Source organism: Nitrobacter sp. TKz-YC02, assembly GCF_049852135.1.
Classification (GTDB): Bacteria; Pseudomonadota; Alphaproteobacteria; order Rhizobiales; family Xanthobacteraceae; genus Nitrobacter; species Nitrobacter vulgaris.
Genome location: NZ_CP180728.1, coordinates 2,940,083 through 2,955,203 on the forward strand (window position 1 = coordinate 2,940,083; position 15,121 = coordinate 2,955,203).

15 protein-coding genes are annotated in these 15,121 nt (G+C 57.2%); 7 read left to right on the forward strand and 8 right to left on the reverse strand.

What is annotated here, in order from left to right:
• Positions 1-37: 37 nt before the first annotated feature.
• A complete protein-coding gene (locus ACM561_RS14110; RefSeq protein ID WP_425905798.1) occupies positions 38-997 on the reverse strand; it encodes an IS1595 family transposase in 960 nt (319 codons plus the stop codon).
• A 70-nt stretch (positions 998-1,067) separates the two neighbouring features.
• Here ACM561_RS14110 and ACM561_RS14115 point away from each other — a divergent pair, with 70 nt between their 5' ends.
• A complete protein-coding gene (locus ACM561_RS14115; RefSeq protein WP_425904734.1) occupies positions 1,068-2,033 on the forward strand; it encodes an IS481 family transposase in 966 nt (321 codons plus the stop codon).
• A gap of 30 nt (positions 2,034-2,063) precedes the next feature.
• The gene (locus tag ACM561_RS14120) at positions 2,064-2,909 is read left to right on the forward strand and encodes an RNA-directed DNA polymerase (RefSeq protein ID WP_425905800.1); all 846 of its coding nucleotides are present in this window, start codon (positions 2,064-2,066) and stop codon (positions 2,907-2,909) included.
• A gap of 300 nt (positions 2,910-3,209) precedes the next feature.
• Here ACM561_RS14120 and ACM561_RS14125 read toward each other — a convergent pair whose 3' ends face one another.
• Positions 3,210-3,929 carry a DUF899 family protein gene (locus ACM561_RS14125; RefSeq protein WP_425905802.1) on the reverse strand — a complete coding sequence of 240 codons (720 nt, stop codon included), beginning with the start codon at positions 3,927-3,929 and terminating at the stop codon, positions 3,210-3,212.
• Between the two features lie 286 nt (positions 3,930-4,215).
• Complete coding sequence (locus tag ACM561_RS14130) at positions 4,216-4,425, reverse strand: cold-shock protein (RefSeq protein WP_079447398.1); 210 nt, start codon at positions 4,423-4,425, stop codon at positions 4,216-4,218.
• A 236-nt stretch (positions 4,426-4,661) separates the two neighbouring features.
• Between ACM561_RS14130 and ACM561_RS14135 the strand changes: the two genes are divergently transcribed.
• Positions 4,662-4,946 carry a hypothetical protein gene (locus ACM561_RS14135; RefSeq protein ID WP_425905803.1) on the forward strand — a complete coding sequence of 95 codons (285 nt, stop codon included), beginning with the start codon at positions 4,662-4,664 and terminating at the stop codon, positions 4,944-4,946.
• A 145-nt stretch (positions 4,947-5,091) separates the two neighbouring features.
• Here ACM561_RS14135 and ahcY read toward each other — a convergent pair whose 3' ends face one another.
• From ahcY to ACM561_RS14150, 3 genes are all read right to left on the reverse strand, one after another.
• Positions 5,092-6,531 (reverse strand): adenosylhomocysteinase, encoded by a 1,440-nt coding sequence (gene ahcY, locus ACM561_RS14140; protein WP_425905804.1) that lies wholly within the window; start codon positions 6,529-6,531, stop codon positions 5,092-5,094.
• A 74-nt stretch (positions 6,532-6,605) separates the two neighbouring features.
• Positions 6,606-7,802, reverse strand: a complete 1,197-nt coding sequence (gene metK / locus ACM561_RS14145) for a methionine adenosyltransferase (protein ID WP_425905805.1) — start codon at positions 7,800-7,802, stop codon at positions 6,606-6,608.
• Between the two features lie 56 nt (positions 7,803-7,858).
• The gene (locus ACM561_RS14150; protein ID WP_309774483.1) at positions 7,859-9,211 is read right to left on the reverse strand and encodes a hypothetical protein; all 1,353 of its coding nucleotides are present in this window, start codon (positions 9,209-9,211) and stop codon (positions 7,859-7,861) included.
• A gap of 239 nt (positions 9,212-9,450) precedes the next feature.
• Between ACM561_RS14150 and ACM561_RS14155 the strand changes: the two genes are divergently transcribed.
• Positions 9,451-10,761 carry a UDP-glucose dehydrogenase family protein gene (locus ACM561_RS14155; RefSeq protein ID WP_425905807.1) on the forward strand — a complete coding sequence of 437 codons (1,311 nt, stop codon included), beginning with the start codon at positions 9,451-9,453 and terminating at the stop codon, positions 10,759-10,761.
• A 145-nt stretch (positions 10,762-10,906) separates the two neighbouring features.
• Positions 10,907-11,185 (forward strand): hypothetical protein, encoded by a 279-nt coding sequence (locus ACM561_RS14160; RefSeq protein WP_425905809.1) that lies wholly within the window; start codon positions 10,907-10,909, stop codon positions 11,183-11,185.
• 21 nt (positions 11,186-11,206) lie between these two features.
• Here the strand turns inward: ACM561_RS14160 and purU are convergent, their stop codons facing one another.
• A complete protein-coding gene (purU, locus tag ACM561_RS14165) occupies positions 11,207-12,064 on the reverse strand; it encodes a formyltetrahydrofolate deformylase (protein WP_425909759.1) in 858 nt (285 codons plus the stop codon).
• Between the two features lie 132 nt (positions 12,065-12,196).
• On the opposite strand from purU, the gene ACM561_RS14170 reads away from it, so the two are divergent.
• Positions 12,197-13,042, forward strand: coding sequence for a uroporphyrinogen-III synthase (locus tag ACM561_RS14170; protein WP_425905810.1), 846 nt, complete (start codon positions 12,197-12,199; stop codon positions 13,040-13,042).
• Positions 13,043-13,098: 56 nt separating this feature from the next.
• Here ACM561_RS14170 and ACM561_RS14175 read toward each other — a convergent pair whose 3' ends face one another.
• Positions 13,099-13,287: a hypothetical protein gene (locus tag ACM561_RS14175; RefSeq protein ID WP_425905812.1), complete on the reverse strand. Its 189-nt coding sequence runs from the start codon at positions 13,285-13,287 to the stop codon at positions 13,099-13,101.
• Between ACM561_RS14175 and ACM561_RS14180 the strand changes: the two genes are divergently transcribed.
• Positions 13,286-15,082 (forward strand): acyltransferase family protein, encoded by a 1,797-nt coding sequence (locus tag ACM561_RS14180; protein ID WP_425905814.1) that lies wholly within the window; start codon positions 13,286-13,288, stop codon positions 15,080-15,082. The two genes, ACM561_RS14175 and ACM561_RS14180, sit on opposite strands and share 2 nt — an antisense overlap.
• Positions 15,083-15,121 lie beyond the last annotated feature (39 nt).

Below are 15,121 nucleotides of genomic sequence, written 5' to 3' on the forward strand. Positions count from 1 at the left end.
CTTGGCCTCGTCTTTTGCCGCGCCCTTGTCTTGGCTTTCAGTGGGGCTTCGCTTCTGCGGCATTCCCGATCAACTCCTTATACGTGAGGCGCTTGTCGAACACGGACGATAGCACTGTTTTAAACCGGCCTGCGTCATTGTCTTTGCGCTCGTTGAAACGGAAGGATTGTTCGTCGAGATAGCGGCCAAGATGGAAGGGTTCGACACTTACGTAAGTGCCCTTGATCGTGCGCTTAAGTAAGCTCCAAAAATTCTCAATACCGTTCGTGTGGACTGTTCCGTTCACGTACTCAATCGCATGGTCGATAACTTCGTGCTGGAAGTCGTGAGAGAGGCCACGATAACCAACCCAAGCATCAGTGTGAACGATCGTGCCCGGCTCCACGGTAGCGTGGATTTCCGGTTGAAGTGTTGCGGCCTTGACGTTCGGGATGACGACGGCGCGAACCCGGCTCGCCTTCTTGCTTGTCTTGCGTTGCAGGATGCCCATGACGGCAGTCTTGTTCGTGCCGCCGGTGCCCTTGATCGCGGTTTTGCGTTTCGCCTTGTGCATGTTCTTTGAAAGCCCGCCCAGAAAACTTTCGTCGGCTTCGACCTCGGTATCCATTTTCAAGATTGACCCAGCCTGCATAGCAAGCCTGATCCTGTGAAGCATGAACCACGCGGATTTTTGTGTCACACCAAGCGCGCGATGCATTTCGTAGGAGCTAATGCCATTCTTGCAATTGGCAATCATCCAGATGGCGGAGAACCACTTGTCGAGACCAAGCGGACTGTCCTCAAAAATCGTGCCAATCTTCGACGAGAATTGCTTCTTAGGGTGTTTCTCTTTGCACTCCCACATGCGGCGGGTGCTGATGAAACGAACGTCTGTACGACCACAGGTGGGGCAGTGAACACCGTTCGGCCAGCGAAGGCCGACAATTGTTTCGTGGGTCACGGCTGGATCAGCAAAATGCTTGATCGCTTGGATGAGTGTGGTCGGTTCTGTTTTCATGACGCCAACCTAGCTGTTTGATCCCGGACTTTGATGGTGCAGTCTTTTCCTTGGAATGGAAGGATGCGCTATGGGCCAAATTCTGCACGGGAGCGCCACAACGACAGAGGCGGTCCGTCGAGCGATACAACATAGTCAAGAGAGCCTGAGGGCACTGGCCAAGCGCTATGGGATAAACCAGAAGACGGTCGCCAAGTGGAAGCAGCGCTCGTCGGTCAGCGATTTGCCGACCGGCCCTAAAGAGCCAAAGTCGACGGTTCTTTCCGTCGAGGACGAGGCGATCGTCGTCGCCTTCCGTCGGCATACGTTACTGCCGCTCGATGATTGCCTCTACGCCTTGCAAGCGACGATCCCGCACCTGACGCGCTCGTCATTACATCGTTGCTTGCAACGGCACGGGATCAGTCGGTTACCCGAGGTTGCGGGCGACAGACCACCAAAGAAGAAGTTCAAGTCTTATCCGATAGGCTTCTTTCACATCGACATCGCCGAAGTGCAGACGGCCGAAGGCAAACTCTATCTGTTCGTCGCTATCGATCGCACGAGCAAATTCGCGTTCGTGCAGTTGGTCGAGAGCGCCAACCGTGTGGCCGCCTCAGACTTCCTGGTCGCGTTGATTGCCGCCGTTCCTTACAAGATTCACACGATCCTGACGGACAACGGCATTCAGTTCCGTTTCGCGCCACGCTACGCCGATGGCCCAACCGCCCGCTACATGACACACATGTTCGACATGCGATGCCGCGAGAACGGCATCGAGCATCGCTTCACCAAAATCAATCATCCGTGGACCAATGGTCAGGTCGAGCGAATGAACCGCACTATCAAGGAAGCCACCGTCAAACGCTATCACTACGACAGCCACTACCAACTGCGACGCCATCTCGCTGATTTCGTCGACGCTTACAATTTCGGTCGAAGGCTGAAAACCCTCAAAGGCCTCACGCCTTACGAGTTCATCTGTAAATGCTGGACAAGCGAACCGAAGCGATTCAAACTAAACCCGCTCCAGAAAATGCCGGGACCAAACACCTAGCGTCTGAAATTTACTGAGTCAAGTATATTAATGCCGGATTTAGCTTCGTTTCTCAAACGAGGAAATGCCTTCCGTCTTTTGGACGATATTTCGATAGGCTTTGACTCAGAATCTGACGCAAAACAGGCGCTACGCGCTCTTAGACAAGCCCTTTGGAAGTATAATTTACAACTAAATGATGAAAAAACAAAAATCACGACCTCACCACTTCTCTTCCGAGAGAAATGGAAACTGGAATTTGAAACAACTCCGCTCTCGCAGGTAGATTCACAAAAGCAACTTCGCGAGATTGATTACATCGTCGATTTGGCACTTAACTCATGCCATGAGACTAACATTGCTACACCTGCCCAATGGGCTTGTAGACGATTAAGCCGCGCGAAAATTCTCGACGGAACTCTTGGAGCCATCCTTGACGCACTTTTTCGTCTCGCAAGGGATTTTCCAATCTGCGTCAATTACGTTGTTAGCTTTCTGATCAACAATCAGACCCATTGCACAAATGACGAAATAAAATTAGGCGTTCGACGTTGGATACTATCGATTTTAAAACTTCATCTTCCCCAGGGCCATCATTTTGAAGTGGCGTGGTGCCTCATAGCCGCAGGCGTTCTAAATATAAAACTGAACAAAGAGGACGTGCCTGCTGATGGAATTTTTCCCGGCTCAATAGTCCTTTCGATTTTTGGTCTTCTTAGAGAGCGAAGCCTACTCAACTTTCCTCTATCTCGCTGGGATTGGCGAGGACGCATACGTGGTCACGGAGCTTTTGGCGAAGATTGGCTTTTGTTGTATGAATCTGTTCGTCGCAATTGGACCAACGATCCAAAATTATTATCGCTTGCCAGGCACCCCCCCTACTCGCATCCGCACTAGATGAAAACGTCGCATTTCTTCGTGACGAGATTTTCGATGCGAAAAAAATAAACCTCGACCGGCGCGTTTTCAATCGGAAGGAAAAGATCGAGAGTTCATTGAAAAAAGGGAAATCGTCCGACCGAACAAAAGCTGAATTCGTATATCAAGGAATCGATTCAATCGCCGCCCTTTATGAATTCGACGAAGAACAGGAAGACGGCCCTGAGATTGATCAATACGATTCCGCCTATTAGGCGAGTGGCTGGAATTCCAACGCTCCAATCCGCTTGCGTTGCAAGACGTCCGAAATGACAAAGCCTAATACTCCACCTCCGGAAACCACGTCTCCCCTCGCCCGTCTGGCGTCATGTCGAGCAGATTCCACAAGGGATCGGCCATGTCGCCGGCGCGGTGATGCTGACCCGGCGCGGGGCGCGCGAAGGCCATCTCCGAGCCCCAGAAGTGATGGATCTTTCCGTTGCGCTTCTTGAACACGTTGAAGATCGTCTCGTCCCAGTTCTTGCCCACCGGCACCCTGTGCTGAAACCGCATGGCTTTTGACAACTTGGTGGTGTCGCCAAAATAGTCTCCGTCGTAACAGTTGCCCGCGGTCGAGAGCAGCGACATGTGCTGCCAGCCGCGCTGGCGCGCGAACGCGGTGAGCCGCGCGATCGGCGATTTGGCGACGACGTGAAACGCGGCGCGCTGGGTGAGGTGCCGCGCCGCGCCGTCGATGCCATCGAGAAGATGCGTGCAACCGGAGCACGGGGAGTCGCGCTCGGGGCCGTACATGAAGCTGTAGAGGATCATCGTGTCGTGCGGCCCGAACAGCTCGGACATCCTCACCTTCTGCGGCATGAGATTGCCGCCGATGCGCTCGAACACATAATCCCACGGCACCTCGCCACCCAACGGCAGCGCGCGACGCCGCGCCGCGACCGCCTCGATCTGCGCGCGCAGCTTGATCTCCTCCTCCAACAACCGGTTGCGCGCGATTCGATAGCCCTCGCTCTCGTTCGGATATTGCAGATGTTCCATCGGGGCCTCGCGGGAATGCTTGGGGCGGGATCGAATGGAAAACGCAGGGCCTGAGGCTGGGTTCCGGGGCCGCGAACATGCGCCGTGTTGCCGGACATGCCGGCGCAACAAAAAAGCCCCGTCATCGCTGACGAGGCCTAACGTCCGTTTCAGTTCATCCGTGAAACGAAACGTAAAACCCGAAAGCGCGCTGGGGGTTGTTCGCGGGTCGCGGCGCTTTCGAATTCCCTGCATGATGCACGGCCATCATCACAAAGGGATGACAGCCAGCGCGACCATGATCTGTTTATGCGAGCGAGAGGTTTTCCGCGCTGACCTTGCCGCGCATCTTGTCGGTCTTCAGCTCGAAGTTGACCTTCTGGCCCTCGTTGAGGCCGGAGAGGCCCGCACGCTCCACCGCGCTGATATGCACGAACACGTCGTTGCCACCATCGCTCGGCTGGATGAAGCCAAAACCCTTCTGGCCGTTAAACCACTTCACTGTACCTGTCGTCATCGGAGTCGTCCTCTATTCCAAAGCGCGCACATGCGCGTTTTCGCGCACGATTGCGCGAACCCATCCAATCTCAGCGATGTCTTTGGAAAGGAGCCTTGTCTTTTTACAGAAGACTTGCGGCGCTCTAACAAAACCAATGCCGGCAATCGAATACCGTAGCTATGGCATTTTTCGGCGGAGAAGGCAAATCCCGGCCCCGCCCTGGCATTCCGGCAAACCGTGCCTATATAAGTTCCATGACAAAGTCTCCGCCGAGTCCAGCACAACTGGCCCGTAACGAACGGATGCGTACAGCAGCCGTCGAGGGTGCCAAAGCCCGCGCCGATATTGAAGCCCGCGATGTCGCGGTCCGCAAGAACATGGAGCGCCTGCGCGCCCTGCGGCTTGCGAAGGAAGCCGAAGAGGCGACGCAGCCGAAGCCGGTGAAAGCGCCTCCCCGGGCCAAGAAGGCAGCGCCCAAACAAGCGGCCAAGCTGTCGGATTTCCTTGCTTCGCAAAGGAGCAACGGCCGGACCACTTGAACCGGTGACGTCCGACCACCGCTCACAATTGACAGAATCTAAAAAGCCCCGGATCGCTCCGGGGCTTTTTACGTTTCGTAGCGCGTGAGCCTTCAAGCGAGCATGATCTCATCCGAAAACCGGTGCCCACTTTTCGAGATCATGCTCAATACCGGTAATGATCGCTCTTGAACGGACCTTCGACCTTGACGCCGATGTAATCGGCCTGGTCCTTGCGCAATTCGGTGAGCCTGACGCCGATCTTGTTCAGATGCAGCCGCGCCACCTTCTCATCCAGCGACTTCGGCAGCACGTAGACTTCCTTCTTGTACTTGCCGTTCTTGTTGCCCGCGAACAGTTCGATCTGCGCCAGCGTCTGGTTGGTGAAGGAGGCCGACATCACGAACGACGGATGCCCCATGGCATTGCCGAGGTTCACCAGACGGCCTTCCGACAACAGGATCATGCGCTTGCCGTCCGCGAAGGTGATCTCGTCGACCTGCGGCTTGATGTTGTCCCACTTCAGGTTCTTCAACGCGCCGACCTGGATCTCGTTGTCGAAGTGCCCGATGTTGCAGACGATGGCGCGATCCTTCATCGCGCGCATGTGCTCGATGGTGATGATATCCTTGTTGCCGGTGGCGGTGACGAAGATGTCGGCGCGCGGCGCGGCATCTTCCATGGTCACGACCTCATAGCCCTCCATCGCCGCTTGCAGTGCGCAGATCGGATCGATCTCGGAGACCATGACGCGGCAGCCGGCCTGACGCAGCGAGGCGGCCGAGCCCTTGCCGACGTCGCCGAAGCCCGCGACCATGGCGACCTTGCCGCTCATCATCACATCGGTGCCCCGGCGGATGCCGTCGACCAGCGACTCGCGGCAGCCGTAGAGATTGTCGAACTTGGACTTGGTGACGCTGTCGTTGACGTTGATCGCGGGCCACAGCAGCGTGCCGTTCTTCTGCATCTCGTAAAGTCGATGCACACCGGTGGTGGTCTCCTCCGAGACGCCCTGGATGGATTTGGCCACCGCGCCGAACCAGCCTTTCGGCTTGTCTTTCAGCAGGCGTTTGATCAGCGCGAACAACACTTCCTCTTCCTCAGCGCCCGGCTTGTCGAGAAACGCGGTGTCGCCCGTCTCCGCGCGCACGCCGAGGTGGATCAGCAGCGTCGCGTCGCCGCCATCATCGAGGATCATGTTGGGGTGACCACCGCCGTGCCAGTCGAACAGCTTCGCGGTGTAGTCCCAGTAGTCCTTCAGCGTCTCGCCTTTGACAGCAAACACCGGAATGCCGGCGGCGGCGATCGCGGCGGCGGCGTGATCCTGCGTCGAATAGATGTTGCAGGACACCCAGCGGATATCGGCGCCGAGCGCTTTCAGGGTTTCGATCAGCACGGCGGTCTGAATCGTCATGTGCAGGGAGCCCGCGATGCGCGCGCCCTTCAACGGCTGTTTGGGGCCGTATTCCTCGCGCGTCGCCATCAGGCCCGGCATCTCGGTCTCGGCCAGCGAGATTTCCTTGCGGCCGAAATCGGCAAGGCCAATGTCGGCGACGATGTAGTCTGTGAAACCGGCGGGCTGCTTGGCGGTGGCAGATTGGGTCATGGTGTTATGGTATTCCCTGATATCTCACGAGATTAACGAGTGAAGCGCTCTCTTCCGCAACGGAGAGGGAAACATCACACAGCGCGCTTGATCACCTCGGCAAGATCGGTCTTCTCCCAGGAGAATCCGCCCTCGTTGTCCGGCGTGCGGCCGAAATGACCGTAAGACGAGGTACGCGCATAAATCGGCCGGTTTAGGTCGAGATGCTTGCGGATACCGCGCGGCGTGAGATCCATCGCCTCGGAGACGATCCGCTCAAGCGTGTCTTCCGGAGCCTTTCCGGTGCCGTGGGTATCAATATAGATCGAGAGCGGCCGCGCCACGCCGATGGCATAGGCGAGCTGCAATGTGCAGCGATCGGCAAGACCGGCCGCGACGATGTTCTTGGCAAGGTAGCGCGCGGCATAGGCCGCCGAGCGGTCGACCTTGGTCGGATCCTTGCCGGAGAACGCGCCGCCGCCATGCGGCGCCGCGCCGCCGTAGGTATCGACAATGATCTTCCGGCCGGTCAGGCCGGCGTCGCCGTCGGGGCCGCCGATGAAGAACTTGCCGGTGGGATTGATGTGCCAGATGGTCTTGTCGGTGATCCATCCCTTCGGCAACGCCTCGCGCACATAGGGCTCGACACGCTCGCGGACCTGATCGGAGCTCATGTCCTCGACGAGATGCTGATGCGACACCACGATCTCACGCACGCCGACCGGCTTGCCGTTTTCATATTGCACCGTGACCTGGCTCTTGGAGTCCGGTCCCAGCACCTTTTCCTTGCCGGAGTGGCGAGCCTCAGAAATCAGCCGCAGGATCTTGTGAGCGTAGAAAATCGGCGCCGGCATCAGGTCCGGCGTCTCGTTGCAGGCGTAGCCGAACATGATGCCCTGGTCGCCGGCGCCCTCTTCCTTGTTGGCTCCGGGCTGCAAGGCGTCGACGCCCTGCGCGATGTCCGCCGACTGCGGATGCAGCAGGATCTCGATATTGGCATTCTTCCAGTGAAAGCCATCCTGCTCGTAGCCGATGTCCTTGATCGCGGCGCGCACGACGCTCTCAATCTTGTCCTTGGTGACGGATTTCGGCCCGCGGGTTTCGCCGGCGATCACCACCTTGTTGGTGGTGGCAAGGGTCTCGCAAGCGGCGCGGATCGCCCATGGGTCGATGCCGGCTTTTGGGCCTTCGCTGAAAAAGAGATCGACGATCTCATCGGAGATCCGGTCGCACACCTTGTCGGGATGTCCTTCCGAAACCGACTCGCTCGTGAATAAATAGGATCCGCGCATCAATCGACCTTTCGTCCGCCAGAGGTGGCGGTCCTTTCGTGCTGTTGTCTGAAATGTCAGTCCCGGCGACGCGAGATGACGTAGGATTCATCGTAGAACCAGAGACCGTTGTGTTTGCGCAAAACCTCTCTGGTAGCGTCGAGATAGCGGCCGCTTTGGGTCATTTCCGTCAACCGGTCATCTTCGACTTGGGCGACGTAAACCGCCGCATTCCACGCCGCGAACAAAGTCGAAGTCCCGATGGACCCGGTGACCTCATTGGGCAGCGCTTCCATATCATAGCGAAAAATCGAACGATGGTCGGCGTATGCGTTGAAATTGAGGTCGCGCCCCACCGAACCGAGCTCATACTTCACGGCGCGCAATAGCTCATGACGGCTCACGGCGAAAGGGTTTTCTCCTGGCCAGACGGTCTGGACGATCTCCAGTCCAGGATCTTGTCCGTGAGAATGTATTCCTATCAAGCGCCCTCCAGATCGCAAGCTCCGCGCCAGCGGAGCGATTATTCTTCTAGCCTTGAAATTGAGGGAAGACCGAGCTCGGTACGGCTGCGAGGCGATCACCAGATCAAAGTTGGCTTCGACCCGCCCGGCCCGTGGAATCGCGGAATCCAGCAGGAACTGGTGATCCTCGCGATAAATGACCAGCACCACCGGGCGCTCGTAAACCGGCATCCCCGTGACCGGGCTGACGCTCGCCCTCCAGTTCTCCTCCAGAAAAGGCCACAGGTCGCGGATTTGAACCTCGAACTCGCCGGAGGATGCCCCCCGCAGCGGCACCTCGCGCCATACCATGCTGGCCGCAGCCTGGGACGACCGGGGCGCCAACCAAGGCGCTTCCGCGTAATTCATGTTGGTCAGCACCATAACCGTCGCAGGATGCTCAAACAGACGATCCGGCAACTTGTCCAGCGTCAGCTTGATGTCTTCGAGGCTGAGCTCCTTACCTGCGATGTAGAACGGCATGTGGGGAAACCGGCCATGCATCGACCGCATCACCCGCGCCAGGACGGTGCCGTCGCCGACCCCCGCATCAAAAACCCGCAGCGCCGGCGGCCGCGGATGAATGCTGCCGAACTCCAGCGCGACCCGATCGGCGATCACCCGCTTTTCGCTGCAGGTATGGACGAAAAGCAGATACTTTTGCCGGTTCTCAAAAAAGCGGAAGTTGGCGCGCGGATCGCGCCGCTCGATCGGCTCCGGTTTGCGGACCCGCACCGTCCCATCCGGGGAACCGGAGACGATATAGGCCTCGATCCGGTTCAGGGTGTCGATGGTGATGCGCTTGCCCTCGCGCAGCCGGTGCACGAGCTTACCGTCATTGACGGCGCGCCGGCCGAAGGTCGATTCGGCCATGCCGGCGCGGCGGCAATAGCCGGAAATCTGGCTCAGCAATTCCTCGTTCGTCATTGTAGCGTGAATGGGGCCAGATTAATGGGCAGAAGGACGTGAAGCCATTTTCCTATCATCATCTGCCCACAATTGAAACCCAGAAAAACGGCCAGGAGCCTAACCCGCTTCAACCCTTGTGAAGGTCAGATGCCTCTTGACGCGTTTTCGTCATGCGAACCGGTTATCGACTTCGCTCGAAAACGCTATATGAGGCGCTGATTACCATCCCCCCGCCCCTCCTGCGATAGGTTAGAACGATGCGCATCGCCATGATCGGCACGGGCTATGTTGGCCTGGTGTCTGGAGCCTGCTTTGCCGATTTCGGGCATCAGGTAACCTGCGTCGATAAGGATGCGGTCAAGATCGCCGCTCTTTGCCGCGGCGAAATTCCGATCTTCGAACCCGGCCTTGAGGAGCTGGTCGCGACCAACGTCAAGGCTTCACGGCTCGATTTCACTACCGATCTCGCCGGCCCGGTGGCGGAGGCCGATGCGGTGTTCATCGCCGTCGGCACCCCCTCGCGAAGAGGCGATGGTCATGCCGACCTCAGCTACGTCTATGCCGCGACGCGCGAGATCGCGGCGGCGATCCGCGATTTCACCGTGGTGGTTACCAAATCGACCGTGCCGGTCGGCACCGGCGATGAAGTGGAACGGCTGATCTTTGAGGCCAACCCGTCGGCAGATGTGGTGGTAGCGTCCAACCCCGAATTCCTGCGCGAAGGCGCAGCGATCCGCGATTTTAAATTTCCTGATCGCATTGTGATCGGAACAACCGACGAGCGCGGGCGCAAGGTGCTCGGCGACATCTACCGGCCGCTGTCGCTCAATCAGGCGCCGTTGATGTTTACCGCGCGTCGCACCGCCGAACTGATCAAATACGCGGCCAACGCATTTCTCGCGACCAAGATCACATTCATCAACGAAATCGCGGACCTGTCAGAAAAGGTCGGCGCCGATGTCCAGGAGGTCGCGCGCGGAATAGGTCTCGACAATCGCATCGGCACAAAGTTTCTGCACGCCGGCCCGGGCTATGGCGGTTCGTGTTTTCCCAAGGACACGCGCGCGCTGGTCAAGATCGCGGAAGACCACGACACCCAGCTTCGCATTGTGGAATCGGTTGTCACGGTCAACGATAACCGCAAGCGCGCAATGGCGCGCAAGGTGGCACAAGCGCTCGGCGACAATCTCCGGAACAAAACCATCGCGGTGCTGGGACTGGCGTTCAAGCCGGATACCGACGACATGCGCGACGCGCCGTCAATTCCGCTGATTACAGGCCTGTGCGATATGGGGGCGAAAGTCCGCGCCTTCGACCCCGCCAGCATGAAGGAGGCGCGACGCGAGCTTCCCGATATCGATTATTGCGACGACCCTTATTCATGCGCGGAAGGTGCCGACGCACTGGTGATCGTGACAGAATGGGTCCAGTTCCGCGCTCTCGACCTGCCGCGCCTGAAACGCATCATGACGCAGCCCATCGTGGTCGATCTGCGCAACGTTTACCGCCCAACCGAGTTGGAGGAGCTTGGTTTTGCCTACACCGGCATCGGCCGGGGCGAAGCATAAGAACTCGTTCGAGGTGCATGACGCCTGACAGGCGGCGAGACGATCGTTGTTTGGGACAGCCAGCCGCCTTAAACTCCGTACGTCAACGAAATGCGGCAACCGGCGCTGCCTCGCAATTTCCACATCGGAATAATAATCAGCCTCCATGAGCTCCCTCACGCGCCAAATCCAGATCCTGCTTTGCGTTCTGGCGACCGTATGCAGCCTTGCGGGATGTGGCAGTATCAATTCGCATCTATCGGCCGGAATGGGCGACGCGATCCCGCACTGGGCGGGCGGACTTCCCGCGGACGCACCGCCGCGGCCGGGGACCGCGAAATACGACGAGATGATGAAGCAGCGCGAACGCGAGCGCCTAGAACCGAAGGCGAAAGATTCCGACACCCAATCGGCCGACAATCATGCGATGGCTCCGGCCAAATGAACCCCGGCAACGGGGGGCGACTCAATCCATGAACACCACGGTCTTGCGGCCGTTTAGGATCACGCGGTCATCCAGGTGATGCCGGATCGCCCGCGCCAGCACTCGTCGCTCGATATCGCGCCCCTTGCGGACCAGCGTATCGGGCGTATCGCGATGGCTGATGCGCTCGACGTCCTGATCGATGATCGGACCCTCGTCGAGATCGCTGGTGACATAATGCGCGGTTGCGCCGATCAGCTTGACGCCGCGCTCATGGGCCTGGTGATAGGCTTTTGCGCCCTTGAACCCGGGCAGAAATGAATGATGGATATTGATGCATCGACCGGAGAGCTTGGCGCTCATGTCGTTCGACAGAATTTGCATGTAGCGCGCTAGCACCACCAGATCGGTGCCGGTTTCCGCCACCAGCTTCAGAACCTCGGCTTCTTGCGACGCCTTGTTTGTCACCGGAAAATAGTGAAACGGTATTTCGCCGAAATCGAGATGCGCATAGGTCTCGCGTCGATGATTAGAGACGATCGCAGTCGGAATCATCTTCAATTCGCCGGTGCGCCAGCGATAGAGAATATCGACCAGACAATGATCGGACTTCGACACCAGCAGCATAACCTTGCGGAGTTCGGCGCGATCGCGCAACTGCCAGGTCATGTGGAAACGCTCGGCGATCGCATCGAACCCGGTTTGGAGCGCCGGAAGCCGCACGGCGAGATCGGCGGCATTGAACACCACTCGCATGAAGAAGCGGCCGGTCTCGGCATCGTCGAACTGCTGGGCATCAATGATGTTCTGGCCGTTGTGAGCCAGAAACGTGGACACTGCGGATACGATCCCGGGCCGGTCGGGGCAGGAGAGCGTCAGCACGAATTGATGGTGGGGCATGGGACCGGACGATAGCGATGAAACTCGAACAGACACCCTTGCTCTATCACCCACATTGACCTTGCGCCACTCATCCTGCCAGAGAGACAATCAATACGGTAAAGCGATCAACACCTGACCTCCTGGGTGACCATGACTGACAGGCTATCTGGTTTCCGTATCTTGATCCTCGAAGCGCGCGAAGAAGCGCAATTTGCCCGCTTACTGGCGGAGCAAGGCGCCGAAGTGTTGCAATGCCCGATGTTCACCATTCGCGACGCGCCAGACCCCTCGCAGGTCGATGACTGGATCAGACACTGCATCCGGACCCCGCATGACGATCTGGTGCTGACGACCGGCGAAGGGTTGAGGCGCCTCGTCAAAGCTTCGCGGCAGATCGGCCTCGATCAGGAATTTATCACGGCCGTCGGTCAAGCCCGCACGTTCGCGCGCGGCCCGAAGCCGGGCAAGGCGTTGCGCGAAATCGGACTGGAGGCGACGATCACCACCGACAAGCCGACCTCCGAAGGCATCGCCGAGATGCTGGCGCGGTTCGATCTCGACGGCCATCGCGTCGGCCTGCAGCTTTATCCAGATCGCGACCACAGCGCCCTGCTTGGAAAAATCAAAGCCCAGGGTGCAAGTATCGATCCGGTGGTACCATACATCTACGATGCGAGCGCGGCTGAGGCCAACATCGTCGAAGCGATCGGAGAAATGGCCGACGGCCGGGTTGATGCCGTTGCACTGACGAGCTCCGGACAGGTTCGCCGGCTGGTGGAGGTCGCGCGAGTCCATGGGTGCGAGGACCGCTTGCGCGCCGGGCTCGACCGCACCAAGATCGCGTCGGTCGGGCCCGTGGTGTCGGAGGAACTGAAAGCCTACGGCCTGCGCACCGATATCAAGCCTGCAAACGATGCGTTCTTCATGAAGCCGCTGATCTCGGCGATGGCGGTAGAGTTCGACAGGACAGGTGCTCAAGCCTTCAAGCGCGAATAGTTTGATTCGTGTCGCACGCTGACGAGATGTGAGGACCTTGAACCGCGCCGGCGGTACTAAGCGGCGGAAACGCCCGTAGCGGCTTGTCTCGCAAACAGACCGATATCAGCAACGGTTCCCTTGTTGTCGAATTCACCTTCCCAGCATCCGGCTAAGCGAACCTCACCATAGGCTTCGGTATGAGCATTGGATTGGTCCGTGGTTGGCTGTGCTGACGATTCGATCTGTGCTTTAAGCCAGATCATGCGAATAGATATTCAAGCTCTCCGGGGCATAGCCGTCTCGATCGTGGTACTATTCCATGCCGAAATGGGCATCTCAGGCGGATACCTGGGAGTCGATGTGTTTTTTGTGATCTCTGGATATTTGATCACGGATCTAATTTGCAGGCAGCTTGACGCAAAGCAATTTTCTTTTGCCGAATTCTATTGGAGACGAGCCAAGCGCCTCCTCCCGGCGGCTTACGCGACTTTTGCCCTTACCACTCTGGCAATGGTCTATCTCGCAACCAGCACCGAACTCTTCTCATATCTTCAACAGTTGATCGGCGCCGTAACGTTCACGGCAAATTTCGTACTGGCTGGGCAGATCAATTACTTCGACACGAATGCTGCCCTAAAACCGCTTCTGCACATTTGGTCTCTAGCTGTTGAAGAGCAGTATTATTTTCTCGCGCCGCTCATACTCTGGGTCACCCCAAAAAATCTGCGCGTCCGCGTTATTGCCGCGCTGTTGGTCATTAGCCTTGTTCTTTGCTTCGCTTTCGCAAGAAGCAAACCAAGCTTCGCTTTCTTTATGCTCCCAACGAGATCATGGGAAATATCTATAGGGGCACTGGCAGCTTTAGTCTCGATCGTCCCCTCTAACAATCTGGCGCGCCGCATTCTGAGCCATTCATCGGTTCTCATTCTCGCTCTTATCGCAGTTTGGAGCGTAGATAAAATTCACCCCAGGACAGACGCGCTGATTGTCTGCATCGCGACTGCGATCATCATCCAGACAAGGCCAGCAGTCCTGAATGGCGGCCCGATCGCTCTCATTTTCTCTAAGCTAGGGGACATCTCGTATTCTCTCTATTTGGTGCATTGGCCGATCTTCTCGTTGGCTCATCAAGTGTATTTTGGACAACTTCCTTTCTCAGTTCGCATTTCTTGCGTCATCGCATCGATCTTGTTGGCTGTACTTCTCTACCTGTGCATCGAACGCCCAATACACCGGTCCAATCTTCAGCCGAATTGGCCGATCATAGGTACGACCGCTGCCGGGATCGCGATTACAATCGCAATTTCAGCATCGTACCTTGATCGAGGCCAAACCAGTTGGGCTGTGCTTCGCAAGCCAAACGAAGGCTTCGGAAGACCATGCGACCAGAACGGAAAACCTTTTGCAATCCGGCGCGAGTGTCAGGACGCAGAAGAGCCAAAAATCGCCGTTTGGGGGGATAGCTTCGCGATGCACCTAGTAGATGGCCTTGCCGCGCATGACCAAGGATATGGCATTATTCAATTGACACGCAGCACTTGTGAGCCAACATTTGATTCATTGCCAGACGCTGGTTGTTCTTCGTTTAACCAATCTGTGTTCGAATATCTCCGCAGAATAAGCAGCATCAAGTATGTCGTTTTATCGACTGCTTACGACCCGATAAAACTTGCGCAGACAGTTCAAAAACTTCGGACCACAGGTAAAAAGGTTATTTTTGTCGCTGCTCCACCGTCAATAGGCGTGGATTTTTCGCGATGTGTTGAACGACTTAGCACTGGTCTTCACACATTCAATCTCTCGGCTCAATGCAATTTCCGTTTAGATGCAGCAAACAACCACGGTTCGATGTTAGCGAGCGGAGCATTAAAACTCTCGTCATTGGTGGACGTCTCTGTGATCTGGCCAAGTGACGTTCTGTGCGAGGGGGGCATCTGCCGAACCAGTGACGGGCATTTCCCTTTGTACGCCGATTCCGATCATCTCTCTAAGTATGGATCAATCTATTTTGCAGAGAAAGCCAAGCTACTTGCAAAAGCGATTGCGATGGCGAGATGATTTAGACCTCCAGACAATGAACCACGATCTAACTTTCTG

Excerpts from the sequence above, each read along its gene's own strand:
- ACM561_RS14110 (WP_425905798.1), bottom strand. The coding sequence starts at position 997 with ATGAAAACAGAACCGACCACACTCATCCAAGCGATCAAGCATTTTGCT.
- ACM561_RS14115 (WP_425904734.1), top strand. The coding sequence starts at position 1,068 with ATGGGCCAAATTCTGCACGGGAGCGCCACAACGACAGAGGCGGTCCGT.
- ACM561_RS14120 (WP_425905800.1), top strand. The coding sequence starts at position 2,064 with ATGCCGGATTTAGCTTCGTTTCTCAAACGAGGAAATGCCTTCCGTCTT.
- ACM561_RS14125 (WP_425905802.1), bottom strand. The coding sequence starts at position 3,929 with ATGGAACATCTGCAATATCCGAACGAGAGCGAGGGCTATCGAATCGCG.
- ACM561_RS14130 (WP_079447398.1), bottom strand. The coding sequence starts at position 4,425 with ATGACGACAGGTACAGTGAAGTGGTTTAACGGCCAGAAGGGTTTTGGC.
- ACM561_RS14135 (WP_425905803.1), top strand. The coding sequence starts at position 4,662 with ATGACAAAGTCTCCGCCGAGTCCAGCACAACTGGCCCGTAACGAACGG.
- ahcY (WP_425905804.1), bottom strand. The coding sequence starts at position 6,531 with ATGACCCAATCTGCCACCGCCAAGCAGCCCGCCGGTTTCACAGACTAC.
- metK (WP_425905805.1), bottom strand. The coding sequence starts at position 7,802 with ATGCGCGGATCCTATTTATTCACGAGCGAGTCGGTTTCGGAAGGACAT.
- ACM561_RS14150 (WP_309774483.1), bottom strand. The coding sequence starts at position 9,211 with ATGACGAACGAGGAATTGCTGAGCCAGATTTCCGGCTATTGCCGCCGC.
- ACM561_RS14155 (WP_425905807.1), top strand. The coding sequence starts at position 9,451 with ATGCGCATCGCCATGATCGGCACGGGCTATGTTGGCCTGGTGTCTGGA.
- ACM561_RS14160 (WP_425905809.1), top strand. The coding sequence starts at position 10,907 with ATGAGCTCCCTCACGCGCCAAATCCAGATCCTGCTTTGCGTTCTGGCG.
- purU (WP_425909759.1), bottom strand. The coding sequence starts at position 12,064 with ATGCCCCACCATCAATTCGTGCTGACGCTCTCCTGCCCCGACCGGCCC.
- ACM561_RS14170 (WP_425905810.1), top strand. The coding sequence starts at position 12,197 with ATGACTGACAGGCTATCTGGTTTCCGTATCTTGATCCTCGAAGCGCGC.
- ACM561_RS14180 (WP_425905814.1), top strand. The coding sequence starts at position 13,286 with ATGCGAATAGATATTCAAGCTCTCCGGGGCATAGCCGTCTCGATCGTG.
- ACM561_RS14175 (WP_425905812.1), bottom strand. The coding sequence starts at position 13,287 with ATGATCTGGCTTAAAGCACAGATCGAATCGTCAGCACAGCCAACCACG.